Source organism: Agathobaculum sp. (assembly GCF_022775115.1).
Lineage (GTDB): Bacteria > Bacillota > Clostridia > Oscillospirales > Butyricicoccaceae > Agathobaculum.
Window position 1 is genome coordinate 1 of sequence record NZ_JALFLA010000028.1, and the last position, 18,025, is coordinate 18,025.

An 18,025-nucleotide genomic window follows, 5' to 3' on the forward strand; every position below is an offset into this window, starting at 1 on the left:
TATTGCTCAGCAGCTTGAGTGCAACTACTTGAATAGCCAGCAGGGGTCTGACAAGACCTCAGCTTTGCTATACCTTTTGGGGCCATCTTTTTTCACCACCACCATTCATTTTGGGGGTTGACTTCTAATAGTTAATCTTTCAATACGAGTTGATACACGCTTATTGACTTACTGCACTTGCTATTTTACGGGCCGCATGTAAAATAAAAAAGACATGGTATGTCAAATCCATGTCAAATCGAGCGACGCGATTCGCGCAAAAAAAGAGGCTGTGCCGCAGCACAGCCTCATAATTCTTATTGAAAACCGCTATTTGCGGCACAAGCGCCCGCCGCACCCTGCCTATTCCGGCTGGCTTCGGCTTGCTTCTCCGGCTGTCCGGCCTCGACCACCGCGTTGATGATGCTGTTCGATACCAGAAAGCCTTTTTCGGTCAGATACCAGCGCGTGCCCTGATGGGCGACCAGCTCCTGCCCCATCAGCGCGCGAAACGCCTCCTCATAGGGGGTGGAGTCGATATTGTAACGCTTTTCCAAATCAAGAAAGTCGATGCCCTCGCTTGTGCGCAGGCGCACCATCAGGTATTCGCCCTGCCGCTGGAAGCTCGGTACCTCCTCCTCGTCCTGCAGGATATCCTCGCCGTTTATGTAGGCCTTGATATCGCGGGCAAACGCGAACCGGCGACCGTTCATAAACGAATGCGCGCTCGGCCCCAAGCCGAGGTACTCGGAAAGATCCCAATATTTCAGATTATGCCGCGAACGAAAGCCCGGCTTTGCAAAATTCGATATCTCATAATGCTCAAACCCGTTTTCGCGTAGCATATCGCACATCGCAAGGTAGGTGTCCGCCTGCGCGTCATCATCCGGCAGCTGGGGCTGCTCCCGTCCCATGCGGGTATCCGGCTCGAGCTTCAGGCCATAGCACGACAGGTGCTTGGGCGCAAGCGCAAGGCACTGCTCGACCGACTGGAGAAAGTCCTCCCCGCTCTGCCCGGGCAGGCCGTACATCAAATCAAGGCTGATGTTGTCAAACCCCTTTTCCCGCGCCAGCCCGACCGCAGCCTTGGCCTGCTCGAAGGTGTGGATGCGGCCGATGTCCTCCAGCTCCGCATCATGCGCGGACTGCACCCCGAAAGACAGGCGGTTGACCCCCTGTTTCTTCATCATGTCGAGCACCTTTTTATCCGTGCTCTCCGGATTGCACTCGACTGTGATCTCCGCGTCGTCGGCCAGCGGGAACTTGCCGCGCACCTCCTGCAAAATACGGCCGAGGTATTTGGCCCCAAGGCAGGTCGGTGTGCCGCCGCCCAGATAGACGGTGTCCACCGTGTAGCCGCTGCACAGCCTGCCGTATTCGCGGATATGGGTCAGCAGCGCGGAAACGTAGCTTTTCTTCAGCCCCTCGTCCGTGACTGAATAAAAATCGCAGTAGCCGCACTTGGACGCGCAGAAGGGAATGTGTATATACAGCCCAAGCGGGCGGTTTTTGTAACTGAATCTGCTCATGCTTTCCTCAAAACCATCGTTTATCAATCAATACCTGCGGCGGCGGGCGTTATTCCTCATCCAGCTTGAGCACCGCCATGAATGCCTCAGTCGGTATCTGCACCGTGCCGAGCGAGCGCATCTTCTTTTTACCTTCCTTCTGCTTTTCCAGCAGCTTTTTCTTACGGGTGATATCACCGCCGTAGCATTTTGCGAGCACGTCCTTGCGCATGGCCTTGACGGTCTCGCGGGCGATGACCTTGCCGCCGATGGCAGCCTGTACGGGTATCTCAAACAACTGGCGCGGGATATTCTCCTTAAGCTTTTCGCAGATGCGGCGGGCGCGGCTGTATGCCTTTTCCCGGTGCGCGATGAAGGAGAGCGCGTCCACCTGATCGCCGTTTAAGAGCATATCGACCTTGACCAGCTCGCTCGGCCGATAGTCGAGGAACTCATAATCGAGCGAGGCATAGCCCTTGGTGCGCGCCTTGAGCGCATCGAAAAAGTCATAAATGATCTCGTTGATCGGCATTTCATAATGCAGCTCGACCAGATTGGCGTCCAAATACTGCATGTCCTTGAAGATGCCGCGCCGCTCCTGACACATCGGCATGATGTTGCCGACAAACTCCTGCGGCGTCATGATCGTCGCCTTGACGAACGGCTCGCGCGCCTCGGTGATGACCGCGGGGTCGGGATAGTCATGCGGGTTGTCGCACCGCACGGTCGTGCCGTCCGCCTTTTCTATCTCATACACGACCGAGGGGAGCGTCGTGACCAGATCAAGGTCAAACTCGCGCTCAAGCCGCTCCTGTACGACCTCCATATGCAGCATACCGAGAAAGCCACAGCGGAAGCCGAAGCCGAGCGCGATCGAGCTTTCCGGCTCGAACGAGAGCGCCGCGTCGTTCAGGCGCAGCTTTTCGAGCGCATCGCGCAGGTCGGGGTATTTGGAGCCGTCCTCAGTATAGATGCCGCAGTAGACCATCGGGCGCGCGGGGCGGTAGCCGGGCAGCGCCTCGGCGGTCGGCCGGCCGGCCTCGGTGACGGTATCGCCCACGCGGGTGTCGGACACGGTTTTGATCGACGCGGTAAAGTAACCGACCTCGCCCGCTGTCAGCTCCTGCTGGGGCGACAGGCCAAGCGGCTGCATATAGCCGCATTCCAGCACCTGAAACACCGCGCCGGTCGCCATCATCTTAACGCGCATACCGGGCGTGACGCGGCCGTCCATCAGACGCATATACACGATAACACCCTTGTAGGGGTCGTATTGGCTGTCGAAAATCAGCGCGCGCAGCGGCGCGTCCGCATCGCCCTGCGGCGCGGGCACATCGGAGACGATGCGCTCAAGCACCGCGTGGATGTTGACGTTCATCTTGGCTGATATCTCCGGGCTGTCCTCAGCCGGTATACCAATGATATCCTCGATCTCGCCCTTGACGCGCGCGGGGTCGGCCGCAGGCAGGTCGATCTTGTTGATGACCGGCACGACCTCCAGCCCTGCCTCGATCGCCAGATAGGTGTTGCCCAACGTCTGCGCTTCAATGCCCTGCGCCGCGTCAACGACCAGCAGCGCACCCTCGCACGCGGCAAGCGAGCGCGAGACTTCATAGTTAAAGTCCACATGCCCCGGCGTGTCGATCAGGTTCATGTGGTAGATCTTGCCGTCATCGGCCTTGTATTCCATGCGCACCGCACGTGCTTTGATCGTGATGCCGCGCTCGCGCTCCAAATCCATGTTGTCCAAAAGCTGCTCTTCCATCTCCCGCTGGGAAACAGCCTCGCACTGCTCGAGCAGGCGGTCGGCCAGCGTCGATTTTCCGTGGTCGATATGCGCGATGATGGAGAAATTTCTTATCTGCTCTCGATTATTCACACCGGAAGCTCCTTGTTTCGTGTAATGAACTGATGTAATGGTACCGCAGCAGCAAGCAGCCCGTTCAGCCAAAGCGTCCGCCTATACGCCGCTGATGGTATAATTATAAAAAAGAATTGGTATCATGGCTGTCTTGCGGATATTATACCACACTCCCCCGCTCCCCACAAGCATTCTTTTGTGCAGGCGCGCAGACACAGCTGTCCGGTTGCAGCACCAATGGGACAAGAGAACCGATTGGTCTATTCCCCCGGTGATTTTCCGGCAAGACTGGTACACCGCCCGGACAGGCAGCGGCTTGGACACTGCCGACCGCTCACAACACATACAGGAACACCATCAGATAATGGCACACGCTGCCCGCGATGACAAACAGATGAAACAGCTCGTGAAAGCCAAGCACCGGCCCGAGGTTGGGCTTTTTGATGATATATACCACGCCGCCGACCGTGTAGGACAGGCCTCCCGCCGCGAGCAGCGCGATCGCGGGCGCGGGCATGGACAGCACCACGCCGAAATCAAACGCAATCGCCCAACCCAGCGCCAGATACAGCACCGTGCCTAAAAAGCGCGGCGCGTCGATCCACAGCAGCTTGATCGCAATACCGGCCAGCGCGATCGCCCAGATCACGCCGAGAAACACATAGCTGCGCGGCGCAGGCATATAGCGCAGCACGATCGGCGTGTAGCTGCCCGCGATCAGCACATAGATCATGCTGTGGTCGAGCTTTTTCAGCCGCCGCAGCACGGCTTCTCCCCGTCCTGAAAAGTGATACACGCTGCTGGCCGAGTACAGCGCGATCAGCGATAGGCAGAATACCGCCGAGGCAAGTGCCATCTGCACGGTCACCGTGTCGTCCACCAGCAGGCGCACCACCAGCAGCAGCAGGCCTACGCCGCTCAGCACCGCCCCAATAAAATGTGAATAGCTGGAAAACGGCTCTCTTGCCTTGGTAAATACATGCGGCATTGTCGATTCCTCCTCGACATTAAGTAGTTTTTGAAATTACTTCCTGTGTGTATGATACTACATTGACAGAAAAAAGCAATACTCCAGCTGTAAATTTATTGTGACCGCAAAAGAAAAAAATACACCCGCCGCAGAGGCAGGTGTAAACTTATCAAAAAAGTCAGGTATTCACCCTGACTTTTTTGGAATTTTCCCATATACCGCAGCACGCAGGCCGGCTCACGCCGGGACTTGCGCCGCCTGCGGAGCGGTGTCGAGCAGCACGGCGTGCGCCTGCTCGTCCCAATCCACCGCAAAGCCGCACAGCACGCCCAGACTGCGCAGCTTATAGTAGGTGCTGCCGTCTATCTTATACGCCGCGACCATACGCGCCGTACCGTCCACGACCGTCGGCTCAACGACCGACTGCACGGTTCTGCCGCCGGTAGGCAGCGGCGCCGCCGCCGCGTCGGCTGTTGTATAATCGGTTTTGCTCGTCAGCTCGACGCACTGCCGTGTCGCGTTCCACCGCACGTCAAAGCCGACCTCGGTGCCGTCCAGCAGCGCGGCCACATCGCGCACGCGCACATAGTGGCTGCCGTCGATCAGATAGGTGGGCAGCACCTGCGTTTTGCCGCCGGACGACACGACCGTCTGCGACGGCTCAGCCGTCGCGGTCTGCCGCAGCAGCACGGACAGCGGACGGCTCATATCTACGCGGTAACGCGGCAGGTCGTACAGTCCCCGGTCGATCGACGCCGCACCCTCGTTCGTCAGCGTGCTCACGCCGATGCCCTCCTGCTGCAAAAGCGGCTGCATCCAGCGCTCGGCCGCACCGAAAGGATAGGAGAAATAGTTGACGCTTTGCTGCCCGGTCTTGCGCCGGATCATTGCAATCGAAGCCGCGAGGTCAGCACCCACCCGCGCGGCATATGTGCTTTCCGTCTCTCCCGGCCGACGCATCACGCCGTTTATCCCGCCCGGCACAGCCTTACCCTGATACTCCGGGTTGTGCAGGTCGTAGGTATGTGAGCCGATCTCAAACACGCCGCTCGCGGCCATCTCGCGCAGCTCCCGCCATGTCAGCGCGGTGCGCCCCGGGTCGCCGCTGCCGCGCTCGAGCATATTACGGCACACAACTGCGACCACCGCCTTCATGCCGGTCTCCCGCAACACCGGAAAGGCCAGCTCGTAGTTGGAGCGGTAGCCATCGTCAAAGGTGATCATCACCGGCTTTTCGGGCATCTCCTTTTCACCGGCGCGGATTGCGAGCAGCTCGGCCGGCAGCAGCGGCGTATAGCCGAACTGTGCGAGAAATTCCATATCCCAGCGAAAGCGCTCGCTCGTCACGCGCATCGTATTCAGCGCTGCGGGATCGTCCGTGATATCATGGTACATCAGAACCGGTATGTCGTATCCCGCCGCGCCGCCGGTCGCGCTGGACGCAAACGCCGACAGCAGCACCAGCACCGCCGCCAACCTTCTCAGCAAGCCATTCATCGGATATTTTCCCCTCTTTTTCCATTTCTCTTTTTACTACTATACCACAGTTTACCACACCTGTCCACCGCCGCGCGGCCGACCCCCTCGCCTTTTATGATGCGCCGCACCCTTGCGCGCGGGCGTATAAGCGGTTATAATGGTGAGGAAACGAGGTGATCGACGTGTCCGATCTTGACCAGAAGATCGACGCGGTCTTTGCCGACCGCGATATCCTGCCTGCGGACGTGCCCCATCTGGACCTGTACATGGATCAGGTGCTCAGTTTATTTGAGCAGGGCTTGTCCGCCATGCGGCGCGACCCGGCCGACAAACTGCTGACCAAAACGATGGTCAACAACTATGTCAAAGAAGGGCTGGTCACGCCGGTGCGCGGCAAAAAATACACCCGGGAGCAGATCATGCAGCTGCTGTGCGTCTACCATTTGAAGCAGACGCTGCACCTTGGCGACGTGAAAGCCCTGACCGGGCGCAGCGACACCGATTTTGAGGCCTGCTACACCCGCCTGCTGGCGAGCAAGGCGCGTATGCGCGAGGCCATCCCTCCGCTGCTGCGCGAGTATCTGCCCGCCGATACGGACGACCCGAACGAGCGCCTGTCGCTCTGCCTTGCGCTGAGCGAGATCTCGGTTTACCTGCGCCGTCTGTGTGAAAGCCTGATCGACGATATTCCCGAACAGATATAGGAGGAACCCATCATGTCAATCGAAAAAGCCAAAGCCCACCTTGCGCAGTTCGGCGCGGCTGGGCGCGTGCTTGAATTTCCCGTCTCGTCGGCCACGGTCGAGCTGGCGGCCGAAGCCGCCCACTGCGCGCCCGCGCGCATCGCCAAAACGCTGTCCTTCCGCACGGACGGCGGCGTGATCCTGATTGTCGCCGCGGGCGACGCCAAGGTGGACAACCCTAAATACAAGGCGCGCTTTGGCTGCAAGGCGCGTATGCTCCCCTTTGACGAGGTCGAGCCGGCAATCGGCCACGCGGTCGGCGGCGTCTGTCCCTTTGGCGTCAATGAGGACGTGGACGTATACCTTGACGAATCGCTCCACCGCTTTCAAACCGTCTTTCCCGCCTGCGGCTCGTCCAATTCGGCCATTGAGCTGACCATTGATGAGCTGGAGCGCTTTTCGGGCTTCAAGGCGTGGGTCGATGTGTGCAAGGGCTGGCGCGCATGACCGCTGCGCTCGCCCAGTTCGGTGCATCGGACGATAAAGAGGCAAATCTCCGCGCCATCTCGTCCTTTGCCGCGCAAGCCGCACAAAATGGCGCATCCATGCTGCTTCTGCCGGAATTTAGTATGTTTTACGCAAAAACGAACCGCCATTCTCTTATCAAAACCGCCGCCGAACCGCTCGACGGCTCCTTTGTCGCGGCGCTCGGTGCGCTCGCGCGCCGGTATGGGCTGTGGATCGCCGCCGGGCTGTATGAAGCCTCGGACGGTCTGCCGTACAACACGATCGCCGTGCTGGACAGCACGGGCAGTTTGCGCGCCTTCCACCGCAAAACCCGGCTGTATGACGCCTTCGGCTACCGTGAATCCGATGAGTGCCGCGCGGGCGAGCAGCCGTTCACCCCGCTCGACACCCCACTTGGCCGTCTGGGCATCATCACCTGCTTTGAGCTGCGCTTTCCCACGCTGGCGGCGGCGCAGCGGGCGGCAGGGGCAGAGGTGCTGTTCGTCCCCGCCGGCTGGATGGAGGGCGAAAACAAGCGGCTTCACTGGCGCACGCTGCTGTGCGCCCGCGCGATTGAGAACGGCCTGACCGTGCTCGGCTGCTCGCAGTATGCCCCCGGCCTGTTCATCGGCCACAGCGCCGCTTTCGCGCCGGATGGAACCACGCTCGGCGCGAAAGGCGCGGGCGACGGACTGCTCACCATTTCACCCGAAAGGAAGACTATGCCATGCAACTCGATCTGACGCTTTATGTCATCACCGACAGTACCTACCACACCGCGGACACGCTGCTTACCGCGGTCGATCAGGCCTGCGCGGGCGGCGCGACGCTCGTCCAGCTGCGGGAAAAGGAAAGCGGCGGACGGGACTATCTCGCCCTTGCCCAGCGCGTCAAACAGGTGACCGATCGGCATCACACGCCGCTCATCATCGACGACCGCGTTGACGTCGCTCTCGCCTGCGGCGCGTCGGGTGTACACGTCGGCGCGAGCGACCTGCCGGTCGCGGTGTGCCGCCGCCTGCTCGGAGCGGATAAAATCGTCGGCGCGACCGCCAAAACGGTCGAAGCGGCCAAGGCCGCTTACGCCGATGGCGCGGATTATCTAGGCACGGGTGCGATCTTCCCGACAACCACCCACGTTGCCACCCGGGTCACGCCAGTGCCGATGCTCGACGCGATCTGCCGCGCCGTACCCATCCCGGTCGTTGCCATCGGCGGCCTGAATGCGGACAACATGGACGTGCTGGCCGACAGCCCGATCGCGGGTGTGGCCGTTGTCTCGGCTGTGATGAAGGCCAGCGACCCACGTGCCGCCGCCGCGCACCTCAAGCAAAAGGTACTTGCCATGCGCGCCGCGCGCTAAGGCAGTCTTGCCGCGCCAAAGCATCCGTTTTTGCGCAAAAACACCCCGCCTGCCAGACCCTGTGCGGCCTGACAAGCGGGGTTTTCCCTTATTTTACTGCGTATAGCCCATCTTGAGGGGCTTATCGTAGATCGCGTGTCCGCTTTCCAGCGGCTCGCCCTCCACGGTGATGAGAACCTGCTGCACACCGTACGCCTGCGCGAAGGTATCCACCAGCGCGTAGATCAGCATGGCCTCGCCCGCCGTGCCCGATGCGCGCACCGCATCGCCATAGGCTTCGTTCATATCAAGCCGCAGTACATCGCCCTCGACCACAGCCGACTGCACCTGCACACCCTCGGGCAGCGCGCCCGATGCGATCAGCGCGTCCGCCAGCGCTTGGTCGGAGGTGTCCGCCGCCTGTGTGCCGACCGGCACGAGCGTTTCCGCCGTCTCATCCGGCACATAAACGACCACCGACTGCCCCCCGATGGGTGCGGTGGGCGCGGGCGTGTCCGGCGCATCCGGCGCGGCGGGCTGCGGTGAGTCAGGCTCGGCCACCGGCGGCGCGGGCGACACAGGCGGCTGCTTCGCCCGCCCGGTCATATAGCCGTAAATACCCGCCGCGATCAGAGCAACGATGATGACGATCGCCGCAATGACCCCAGTTCGTTTTTTCATCGCAACATACCTCCTGTCAGCACCGCGCACCCGGCGCGGCACGGTCGTTCCATACAAAGTATATTTATATAATTATAGCACCATATCCCGGCCTGACACAAGCACCACATTAAAATTGTATCCATCTTGCAAAAATCCGCAGCACGTTTCGCTTGACAGTCTGCCTCCGCTGCCGTAAGATAAAAATACATAACAGGCCGTTTCCACGGCCGGATCATGGAGGGATATAGAATGAATTATGAGATCAAGGGCGGCGCGTTTCCGGTCGTCATCTGCCAGCTGGCCGACGGCGAGCGAATGACGACCGAAAAGGGCTCGATGGTGTGGATGAGCCCCAACATGGAGATGACGACCACCGGCGGCGGCATCGGCAAAATGTTCTCCAAGGCGCTGTCGGGCGAAAGCATGTTCCAGAACATCTATACCGCGCGCGGCGCGGGTATGATCACCTTCGGCTCAAGCTTTCCGGGGCGCATCATGCCCATCGAGATTGCACCGGGGCGCGAGATGATCCTGCAAAAAAGCGCCTTCCTGGCGGCGGAAAGCAGTGTTTCGCTTTCCATCCACTTCAATAAGAAGATCGGCGCGGGTCTGTTCGGCGGCGAGGGCTTTATCATGCAGCGGCTGAGCGGCTCAGGCATCGCCTTTGCCGAGATCGATGGCGAGCTGATCGAATACGACCTCGCACCCGGCCAGCAGATGGTGATCGACACCGGCAACGTGGCCGGCTTTGAGCCGACCGTCTCGATCGACATCCGGCAGGTCGCCGGGCTGAAGAACAAGCTGCTCGGCGGCGAGGGCTTCTTCAACACCGTGCTGACCGGCCCGGGCAAGATCTGGCTGCAAACCATGCCGATCTCGAATGTCGCAGGCGCCATCCGCCCATACATCCCGACCGGCAACGGCTGATACCGTACATAGAAAAATCGAACGGCTTTCGCCGTTCGATTTTTTATTCGCCCGCATCGTCCTGTTCGTCCTTTGGGCGGCTTTTTCTGCGGCGGCGCACGGCTTCGGTCAGCAGGTATTCGATCTGTCCGTTGACCGAGCGGAACTCGTCCTCCGCCCAGCGGGATAATTCGTCATACAGCGTGGCGGAAAGCCGCAGCGGCACCTGTTTTTTCGTCTTTTCCTTGTCCGCCACGGTCTTTCCACCTCCCACACGGTATTGCTGCTCCTTATTTTAATAGATACTGCCCGAATTGACAATAGGCTGTGCTTCCTTGCCCGCGCACAGCACGACCATCAGGTTGGACACCATCTGCGCCTTGCGCTCGTCGTCCAGCTCGACCACCTGCTTGGCACTCAGCTCATCGAGTGCCATCTCGACCATGCCGACCGCACCCTCGACGATCATCTTACGCGCGTCGATGACTGCGCTGGCCTGCTGGCGCTGCAGCATGGCCGCGGCGATCTCGGGCGCATAGGACAGTGTTGTGATACGTGCCTCCTCGATCACTAGCCCCGCGCAGTCGACCCGCTGCTGCAGCTCCTGCGCCAGCACGGCGGCGACCTCCTGCGAGGAGCCGCGCAGGCTCCTTTCATCCCCGCTTTCCGAAACGTCATACGGATATAGCCGCACGGTATTACGAAGCGCTGCGTCGCACTGGATGGACAGAAATTCCTTGTAGTTTTCGACTGCGAACACCGCTTTCGCCGTGTCCTCGATGTGCCAGATGACCGCCACGCCGATGATGATCGGATTGCCGAGCTGGTCGTTTATCTTCTGTTTATCGTTATTGAGCGTCATGGCCTTGAGCGACAGGCGCTTGCTGCGCGGCATATTGACGGCCGCGCCCTTGCCCGTGCCGGGTATGGCGCCCGCCGCGTCCTCGACCGCCCCGCTGGACAGCGGCATTCCCGCCGCCGGGTTAACCGCCGCGCAGAACGGATTGACGAAAAAGATGCCCGCGCCCTTGAGCGTGCCGATGTACCTGCCGAACAGCGTCAGCACCAGCGCCTCGTTCGGCTGCAGCACCTTGATGCCCGCAAACAGCAGCCAGCATGGCAAGCACCAATAAAAAATGCACACCGCGAGCAGCCCGCCACCCGCCGCCTGCACACCGCGGGAGACCAGCCAGCCGCCCGCCGCCCCACCCGCAGCCGTGGCCAGCATCAGCAGGATGTTGAGCACCAACACAGGTAGGCCGCTTGGCGCTTTGAGGTGTTTTTCCACATACAGGGTTTGCTCCTTGTTCATGTCTATCCCTCCATATGATATCAATTTGATATCAGTATAATACACCCATCCTCCCACCTTGTCAAGTCCTTCCAACAAAAAAGACGCCCCACACAGGGGCGTCCCTCCTATTTCACATGGCGAAACACGTTGGGCAAGTACAGCGCACGGCGCGGGATGCTGTCCCACGAAAAGCCGTCGACCAGCGCATCGGCCGGAAGCGGCGCTGCGGTTTCGGTCAGCCCGGCGGCGCAGGCCAGCGCGCCGATGAGCTGCTCGGGCGTGAAGCACTCACGCAGCAGGCCGAGATCGAGATCCGCGTCCCGCTTGCTCAGCCGCCGCCCGTCGTGGTCGCACAGCAGCGGTATGTGGATAAAACGCGGCGGCACAAAGCCGAGCTGACGGTACAGCCAGATTTGACGCGGGCTGCTCGCCAGCAGGTCGCTGCCGCGCACGACCTCGGTCACGCCTGAGAGCGCGTCGTCCACCACGACCGCAAGCTGGTAGGCAAACACACCATCCGATCGGCGGATAATAAAATCCCCGCATTCCGCGGCCAGCCTTTCCCGGTAAGTGCCGCATACGCCGTCCTCGAACACGATCTCCTCATCCGGCACGCGCACGCGCGTTGCGGGCGGACGGGCGCAACGTTTTTCCGCTATCTGTGCGGTGGTCAGGGTGCGGCAGGTACCCGCGTAAACCACCCGCCCATCGGACAAATGGGGCGCGGACGCCGCGTGCAGCGCCGCACGGGAGCAAAAGCACGGGTAAAGCAGTCCCTTCTCGCGCAAAATAGCCGCATAGTGCTCGTATACCGCCGCCCGCTCGGACTGCCAGAGCACCTCGCCGTCCCAATCCAGCCCCAGCCAGCGCAAATCATCCATGATCTGCATGGCAAACGCGCGCGGGCAGCGCATCGCGTCCAGATCCTCGATGCGCAGCAGATAACGCCCGCCCTGCTGTCTGGCGCTCAGCCACGACAGCAGCGCGCACAGCACGTTGCCCAGATGCATCCGCCCGCTCGGGCTGGGGGCGAAGCGGCCTGTCGTTTCCATCCAAACTCCCCTTTCCGTTCCCTATCTTACCACAAAACAGGCAGGCTTTGCAATGGCCGCGGCACGGGTGTATAATAGACACAGCCTTACAGGGAGGAAGTGCCATGAAGAAACGATTGCTTTATCTGCTGCTCGCCGTCTGCTGCCTGACAGGTTTGGCAGCCTGCCAGCCGCAGGATACGCCCACCGCCCCCGAAACGGACGAGCCGCCTGCCGCGCCTACGCCTGCGCCCGACCCCGCCGCAGTCTATGTGGACAGCCTGACCCCGGACGAGCAGCTTGCCCAGCTGTTCTTTGTGCGCTGCCCCGAAACCGGTGCGGCCGAGCTGGCCGCACAGTACAACATCGGCGGCTATCTGCTGTTTGGCCGCGATTTTGAGGGACAGACGCCCGATTCGATGCGCGAGACCATCCGTTCCTATCAAGACGCGGCCAAAACGCCCCTGCTGATCGGCGTGGATGAGGAGGGCGGCACAGTCGTACGCGTCAGCGCCAACCCCAGCTTCCGCGCGGCGCGCTTTGGCTCACCGCAGTCGCTTTACCGTGCGGGCGGCCTTGCCCGCATCATCAGCGATACGGCGGAAAAGGACGCGCTGCTGCGCTCGATCGGCGTTAATGTTAACCTCGGGCCTGTATGCGATGTGTCGACCGACCCGAACGATTTCATCTATGCGCGCACACTTGGCCGGGACGCTGCCGAAACCGGCGCGTATGCAGCGGCTGTCGTCGCGCAGATGCGGGAGGACGGCATGGGCATGGTGCTCAAGCACTTCCCCGGCTATGGCGCGAACGCGGACACCCACACCGGCATCGCCGTGGACGAGCGCCCGCTCGAGCAGTTCCGCGCAGTCGACTTTGTGCCCTTTCAAGCCGGGGTGGATGCGGGCGCGCAGGCCGTGCTTGTGTGTCACAACATCGTGACCTGCATGGATGCATCGCTTCCTGCCTCGCTCTCGCCCGCGGTGCATGATATGCTGCGCGGCGAGCTTGGTTTTGACGGCGTGGTAATGACCGACGACCTCATTATGGATGCGATCACCCGCTATACCGACGGCGCGGACGCCGCCGTGCGTGCTGTGCAGGCGGGCAACGACATGCTCATCTCCTCAGATTTCCTCACCCAGTTTGAGGCGGTGCGCGCCGCTGTCACCTCCGGCCAGATCAGCGCGGACACCATCCGCGCGGCGGCGCTGCGCGTCATCCGCTGGAAGATGGCGCTCAGCCTGCTCTGAGCCGCCCGCACCACACAAGAAACCCGGCTGCCGCTTTGCGCCGCCCCCTCCGTCTTAGGGGAACAGCGCGCCGGGCGGCAGCCGGGTTTTGGCATTTTGGCCTGTGCAGCCTGTTCTCCTTTACAGCAGGGCGCGGATATGCGCCGCCGCCTGCTCAAAGGTATGCACTTCGGTATAGTCGTGCTCGCTCTCCGGTCGGGGCAGCCGCGTCCAGTTGAGCCAGATGCCCGCAATGCCTGCGTCGGCCGCGCCCTGCACATCATGCCGAAAATTATCGCCCACCATCACAGCCTGCTGCGGCAGGCAGCCGCATTTGTGCAGCGCAAGCCAGAAGATCGGCGCACCCGGCTTGTCCATACCGGCCTCCTCGCTGGACACCAGATAGTCGATCCGGTCGGTCAGACCAAGGCGGTCGAGCTTTTCCATCTGGATATCAGCCATCATATCGGTGCACACTGCGGTTTTAATGCCCTTGTCCCGCAGCTCGTCCAGCAGCGCGCACACACCTGGGCGCAGCTGCATTTTTTCAAACATAGCATCCCAATAGACGCGGTGCACGGCGCGCGCATGCCGAATCGCGTTCAGCCCCATGCGCTCGAGCGCACCCTGTGCAAACAGCACGCGGTCGTGAATGGGCGGCATCCCGGGCTGCCGGCGCGCCAGACGGCGGCGGCTCTCCAGAAAGGCGCGCACAAAGTCCTCCCCGCGCACGCCAAGCTGCGCCTCGGCATACGTTGCCAGACAGGTACAGGCGTGCGCATCGCCCGCCGCAAAACCGGCGTACAGCGTATCGTCCAAATCAAAAAATACTGCTTTCAGCTCCATCATACCCTCACATCAGCTCCTCATTATATACCGCACGGCTGCCGCCCACAAACTTGGCGCGGCGGCGCGCGCACAGCACGGCCGCTTGTCCGATCTGCCTGACCCCGATGCGCAGCGGCACAACGACCGGCTTGATATGCATACCAATCAGTGTACCGCCGATATCCATACCCGCCGCAGCCGACTGCCGCAGGCTCTCGACCGTGACCGGATCGGCAAAACGCCGGTAAGCCGTGCTCGCAAATGAGCCGCCCGCCTTGGGCTGGGGGATGGCGTTGACCTCGGTCAGCCCAAAGCGCTCGCAGGCCGCGCGCTCCACGACCAGCGCGCGGTTGAGATGCTCACAGCACTGCGCTGCCAGCAGCACGCCCCGCGCTTGCAGCACGCTGTAAACCCCGTCAAAAATGGCTTCGGCCACCTCGACGCTCGAATGCGTGCCGATCTGCGCGCCGCACACCTCGCTGGACGAGCAGCCGACCACAAACAGGTCGCCCGCGCGCAGCTTGGCCGCGCTGCACACCTCCTCAGCCGCCTTGACGGCCTGCGCCTTGATTTCAGAACACTCCATGCTCCATACCTCCTCGCTTGATAACGATATCATGCTTCTTTTATGTCTATTGTACCACAGCGGCGGATAAACGCAAGCCAAAGCCGCTCCCGTGCAGGAGTACTGCTTTCTGTCATCATTTTTCGTCCTGTCTTCACCACCTTTTCCCCTACGGCATAAGATGAGGATGAGACAGCCGTCTGTCTCAAACTGTACAGAACAAGGAGCAACCACCTATGAACCTGCCCAACAACCAGACCGGTCAGGCGCTGCCCGCGGACAGCATCGACCCGCGTCTGCTTTCGCTTGCGATGGCGTTCGTGCCGGTGCAGCACTTTGAAACAACGTATGAGCCAACGCTCGCCTTTGACCGGGGCACGATCTTCCCCTCGCTCGACAAGCCCTTCCTCGGAGAGGAGGCTGTGCCGCGATGAACGAACGGGAAAAGCTGCTCAGCCGTGTGCAGATGTATGACTTCGCGCTCATCGAAGCCATCGAGTATCTGGACGGCCATCCGAACAACGCCGCCGCGCTTGCCTATTACAGCAAGATGCGCACGGCCTTTGACCAAGCCGCCGCTGAATATGAGGATCGTTTCGGCCCGCTGACCGCGCGCGAGGTAGACACCCGCGGCGGCCACTGGACATGGATCGACGACCCGTGGCCGTGGGAAGGAGCTGAAGACTGATGTGGTCCTATGACAAGAGACTGCAATACCCTGTAAAGATCAAAAACCCCAATCCGCAGATAGCAAAGATCGTTTTGACACAGCTCGGTGGCCCGGACGGTGAGCTGGGTGCCTCGATGCGCTATCTGAACCAGCGGTACGCGATGCCCTATAAGGAATGCAAGGGCATTTTGACCGATATCGGCACAGAAGAGCTTGCGCACATGGAGATGATCGCGGCGATCATCTACCAGCTGACCCGCAACCTGACACCCGAGCAGATCAAGGAAGGCGGATTCGATACCTACTTTGTCGATCATACGACAGGCATTTACCCGCAGTTCGCCTCGGGCACACCATGGAGCGCGATGACCATCCAGTCCAAGGGCGACCCGATCACCGACCTGTTTGAGGATCTTGCAGCAGATGCTGCAAGCGTATAAGCGCAACATAATCAGAAGTTCCAGTGAATTTCAATAGGTACGTCCCTCGTTCCCTTGATCCGCTTGCCTACCACTATATGGTCGATTAGAGTGTCTACAGCCTCCCTTGTCAGACGGTCGAACTGCGTGTAACGTGCTATAAGCTCTTGACGATTGTCTCCTGCCTCCATCTTATCTTTAACGTCAGCGAGTTGTTTCTGTACTTCTATCACAACACGTTCAAGCCTACTCCTCTCACTGGTAAAGGTCTCCGCCATCTCCACGTAGTCGCTTTCTGAAATTAGCCCTTTGACCTTGTCCATATAAAGCTCGCGTATGCCTTTGGAGTATTCCGCAATCTTCTTCTCGTAGGCTGATATATCCAACAGAAGCTTGTCTCTCTGATCCTGTAAGTTGGCGCAGAAGCTTATGTTCTGCGCCAATTTGTCTGTATTCAGATACTCTGATGCCAGTCGGTTCAGCTCGTTAATAACTAGCTGCTCTAGCATATCTACAGCTATGAATGCTCCTACGCACACCTCCTTAGATGCGAACTTGCTTGCACATCTCAGGTAACGTTTACCTCGGCTCTTGCACGAACACATCGTGTATCCGCAGCACGCGCACTTCACCTTGCGTGCAAAGATCCCCACCGACCCTGTATCGAATGGCTTTGCTCTTTGTGCGACTATTTGCTGCACTCTGTCCCACAAAGCACGATCTATGATTGGCTCGTGCGTACCTTCTACTCTGTACCAATCGCTTTTGGGCCTCGGCTTATTCTGCTTTGTTTTATAAGATACGCTTCCGCATTTACCTTGCACCATGTTACCGATGTATATCTCGTTAACCAGCATATCAGATATTGCAGCGTATCGCCATAACGTACTGTTCTTTGACTTAGGCCCCTTATAGCGCAACCCCTTCAGACGCTTATACTCCGACGGGTTCGGTATTCCACGATCGTTTAGGGACCGTGCAATGGCCGCCTTCCCCATGCCGTTAGCGAATAGCGTGAATACCTCCCGCACGACTGCCGCTGCCTCTGGGTCTACAATTAGATGACCTTTACGCTCAGGGTCTTTCTGATATCCATAGAGCGCGAACGCACCTATGTGATAACCGTTAATACGTCGATTTGTAAGGACGCTGCGGATGTTCTCAGACATGTCCTCCAGATACCATTCGTTGACGAGTCCGTTAATCTGCCGTGATTTCTTATTTCCCTTATTAGCAGTGTCTGCGTTGTCAACTATACTGATAAATCTGATACCCCATAGAGGGAATAACCCGTGTATGTACTTTTCAACAAGCTCAAGTTCACGCGTAAAGCGAGACTGTGTTTTGCATAAGATGATGTCAAACCTACGCTGCTCTGCGTGTTCAAGCAGACGGTTGAACTCAGGCCTGCGCCTGTCCGCCCCAGCGTAGTCATCATCACTGTAAATGTTGTATATTTCCCACCCCTGTTCCATGGCATATTGTACCAGCATGGCTTTCTGATTCTGTATGCTGTTGCTGTCGTCGGTTGCCACTGACTTATTTCTGTCCTCCTCGGACAGACGGCAATAAATTGCTACCTTCATGTCTATCTCCTCTCGAAGACAGAACAGGTAATCCCTAGTGAGATTATATCATAGGTGCAGACATTTGTCATTATGCTCTGCTCCTCTCCATCCGCCCGATCAACTCAATCCATTTCTGCGTAACACTCTCTGCGGTTGGACTATCCCCAGTCTTAAAGATATTTTTAACCATAAAGCACACCACCTCTCACAGATATTGTATGAGTAGTGTAAGGCGCAGCAGTACAGGTGGTTATGCGCACGCAGATTCATTTCACTTTTGATTTGTCAAACTGCTGTATCGCGTTCAGCAGATGATCCTCCATACAGTACCGTGCCTCTACTTCGTAATTTGAAGTTCCTCCAGATGTAGCGTAAAAGTCAATGAGCTTAGAGTACTTTCGCAGCAATTGCGTTACTGCTTGCGGCTCGAAATCTAGAATCTTGTCAATCTCTTCAATAGTCCATCGCATGCAACGCACGCCTCAATTCCTGTAGAGCCTTAGCACGCTTATATGCCACT

At 59.4% G+C, this 18,025-nt stretch carries 19 protein-coding genes and 1 pseudogene; 9 read left to right on the plus strand and 11 right to left on the minus strand.

Annotated elements, in window-relative coordinates; all coding sequences use genetic code 11:
- Nucleotides 1–296 precede the first annotated feature (296 nt).
- From hemW to MR935_RS03870, 4 genes are all read right to left on the minus strand, one after another.
- Complete coding sequence (gene hemW, locus MR935_RS03855) at nucleotides 297–1,508, minus strand: radical SAM family heme chaperone HemW (protein ID WP_290571213.1); 1,212 nt, start codon at nucleotides 1,506–1,508, stop codon at nucleotides 297–299.
- Nucleotides 1,509–1,557: 49 nt separating this feature from the next.
- Entirely contained in the window at nucleotides 1,558–3,366 is a 1,809-nt protein-coding gene (gene lepA / locus MR935_RS03860; RefSeq protein ID WP_290571215.1) for a translation elongation factor 4, read from the minus strand.
- 316 nt (nucleotides 3,367–3,682) lie between these two features.
- Nucleotides 3,683–4,336: a PAQR family membrane homeostasis protein TrhA gene (gene trhA / locus MR935_RS03865; protein WP_290571217.1), complete on the minus strand. Its 654-nt coding sequence runs from the start codon at nucleotides 4,334–4,336 to the stop codon at nucleotides 3,683–3,685.
- A 219-nt stretch (nucleotides 4,337–4,555) separates the two neighbouring features.
- The gene (locus MR935_RS03870) at nucleotides 4,556–5,815 is read right to left on the minus strand and encodes a polysaccharide deacetylase family protein (protein WP_290571219.1); all 1,260 of its coding nucleotides are present in this window, start codon (nucleotides 5,813–5,815) and stop codon (nucleotides 4,556–4,558) included.
- 164 nt (nucleotides 5,816–5,979) lie between these two features.
- Between MR935_RS03870 and MR935_RS03875 the strand changes: the two genes are divergently transcribed.
- Genes MR935_RS03875 through thiE form a run of 4 tightly spaced genes read left to right on the plus strand, consistent with a single transcriptional unit; the run spans nucleotide 5,980 to nucleotide 8,350 of the window.
- On the plus strand, nucleotides 5,980–6,501 hold the full coding sequence (locus MR935_RS03875) for a DUF1836 domain-containing protein (RefSeq protein ID WP_290571221.1): 522 nt from the start codon (nucleotides 5,980–5,982) through the stop codon (nucleotides 6,499–6,501).
- Between the two features lie 12 nt (nucleotides 6,502–6,513).
- Nucleotides 6,514–6,987, plus strand: coding sequence for a YbaK/EbsC family protein (locus tag MR935_RS03880; RefSeq protein WP_290571223.1), 474 nt, complete (start codon nucleotides 6,514–6,516; stop codon nucleotides 6,985–6,987).
- Complete coding sequence (locus MR935_RS03885) at nucleotides 6,966–7,730, plus strand: nitrilase-related carbon-nitrogen hydrolase (RefSeq protein WP_290571225.1); 765 nt, start codon at nucleotides 6,966–6,968, stop codon at nucleotides 7,728–7,730. The genes MR935_RS03880 and MR935_RS03885 overlap by 22 nt, the downstream gene beginning before the upstream one ends.
- Nucleotides 7,715–8,350, plus strand: coding sequence for a thiamine phosphate synthase (thiE, locus tag MR935_RS03890; protein WP_290571226.1), 636 nt, complete (start codon nucleotides 7,715–7,717; stop codon nucleotides 8,348–8,350). The genes MR935_RS03885 and thiE overlap by 16 nt, the downstream gene beginning before the upstream one ends.
- 93 nt (nucleotides 8,351–8,443) lie before the next feature.
- Here thiE and MR935_RS03895 read toward each other — a convergent pair whose 3' ends face one another.
- Nucleotides 8,444–9,010, minus strand: a complete 567-nt coding sequence (locus tag MR935_RS03895; RefSeq protein ID WP_290571227.1) for a GerMN domain-containing protein — start codon at nucleotides 9,008–9,010, stop codon at nucleotides 8,444–8,446.
- A 231-nt stretch (nucleotides 9,011–9,241) separates the two neighbouring features.
- Here MR935_RS03895 and MR935_RS03900 point away from each other — a divergent pair, with 231 nt between their 5' ends.
- Nucleotides 9,242–9,919, plus strand: coding sequence for a TIGR00266 family protein (locus MR935_RS03900; RefSeq protein ID WP_290571229.1), 678 nt, complete (start codon nucleotides 9,242–9,244; stop codon nucleotides 9,917–9,919).
- A 43-nt stretch (nucleotides 9,920–9,962) separates the two neighbouring features.
- On the opposite strand, the gene MR935_RS03905 is transcribed toward MR935_RS03900, so the two are convergent.
- From MR935_RS03905 to gluQRS, 3 genes are all read right to left on the minus strand, one after another.
- Entirely contained in the window at nucleotides 9,963–10,154 is a 192-nt protein-coding gene (locus tag MR935_RS03905) for a ribbon-helix-helix domain-containing protein (RefSeq protein WP_290571231.1), read from the minus strand.
- A gap of 39 nt (nucleotides 10,155–10,193) precedes the next feature.
- Entirely contained in the window at nucleotides 10,194–11,210 is a 1,017-nt protein-coding gene (locus tag MR935_RS03910; protein WP_290571233.1) for an SPFH domain-containing protein, read from the minus strand.
- A 107-nt stretch (nucleotides 11,211–11,317) separates the two neighbouring features.
- Nucleotides 11,318–12,244: a tRNA glutamyl-Q(34) synthetase GluQRS gene (gene gluQRS / locus MR935_RS03915; protein WP_290571235.1), complete on the minus strand. Its 927-nt coding sequence runs from the start codon at nucleotides 12,242–12,244 to the stop codon at nucleotides 11,318–11,320.
- Nucleotides 12,245–12,348: 104 nt separating this feature from the next.
- Here gluQRS and MR935_RS03920 point away from each other — a divergent pair, with 104 nt between their 5' ends.
- On the plus strand, nucleotides 12,349–13,476 hold the full coding sequence (locus MR935_RS03920) for a glycoside hydrolase family 3 N-terminal domain-containing protein (RefSeq protein ID WP_290571237.1): 1,128 nt from the start codon (nucleotides 12,349–12,351) through the stop codon (nucleotides 13,474–13,476).
- A 120-nt stretch (nucleotides 13,477–13,596) separates the two neighbouring features.
- Here the strand turns inward: MR935_RS03920 and MR935_RS03925 are convergent, their stop codons facing one another.
- Both MR935_RS03925 and MR935_RS03930 read right to left on the minus strand, forming a co-directional pair.
- Nucleotides 13,597–14,304, minus strand: coding sequence for an HAD family hydrolase (locus MR935_RS03925; protein WP_290571238.1), 708 nt, complete (start codon nucleotides 14,302–14,304; stop codon nucleotides 13,597–13,599).
- 4 nt (nucleotides 14,305–14,308) lie between these two features.
- Entirely contained in the window at nucleotides 14,309–14,869 is a 561-nt protein-coding gene (locus MR935_RS03930; RefSeq protein WP_290571239.1) for a TIGR01440 family protein, read from the minus strand.
- 215 nt (nucleotides 14,870–15,084) lie between these two features.
- Here MR935_RS03930 and MR935_RS03935 point away from each other — a divergent pair, with 215 nt between their 5' ends.
- The 3 genes and pseudogenes from MR935_RS03935 to MR935_RS03945 form a co-directional block, all read left to right on the plus strand.
- Nucleotides 15,085–15,282, plus strand: coding sequence for a spore coat associated protein CotJA (locus tag MR935_RS03935; RefSeq protein WP_290571240.1), 198 nt, complete (start codon nucleotides 15,085–15,087; stop codon nucleotides 15,280–15,282).
- Nucleotides 15,279–15,536 carry a spore coat protein CotJB gene (locus MR935_RS03940; RefSeq protein ID WP_290571242.1) on the plus strand — a complete coding sequence of 86 codons (258 nt, stop codon included), beginning with the start codon at nucleotides 15,279–15,281 and terminating at the stop codon, nucleotides 15,534–15,536. The genes MR935_RS03935 and MR935_RS03940 overlap by 4 nt, the downstream gene beginning before the upstream one ends.
- Nucleotides 15,536–15,943: pseudogene (locus tag MR935_RS03945) on the plus strand (manganese catalase family protein); the annotation flags it as partial. The gene MR935_RS03940 and the pseudogene MR935_RS03945, both read left to right, overlap by 1 nt.
- Before the next feature lie 26 nt (nucleotides 15,944–15,969).
- On the opposite strand, the gene MR935_RS03950 reads toward MR935_RS03945, so the two are convergent.
- Nucleotides 15,970–17,523 (minus strand): recombinase family protein, encoded by a 1,554-nt coding sequence (locus MR935_RS03950; protein ID WP_290571244.1) that lies wholly within the window; start codon nucleotides 17,521–17,523, stop codon nucleotides 15,970–15,972.
- Nucleotides 17,524–18,025: the final 502 nt, after the last annotated feature.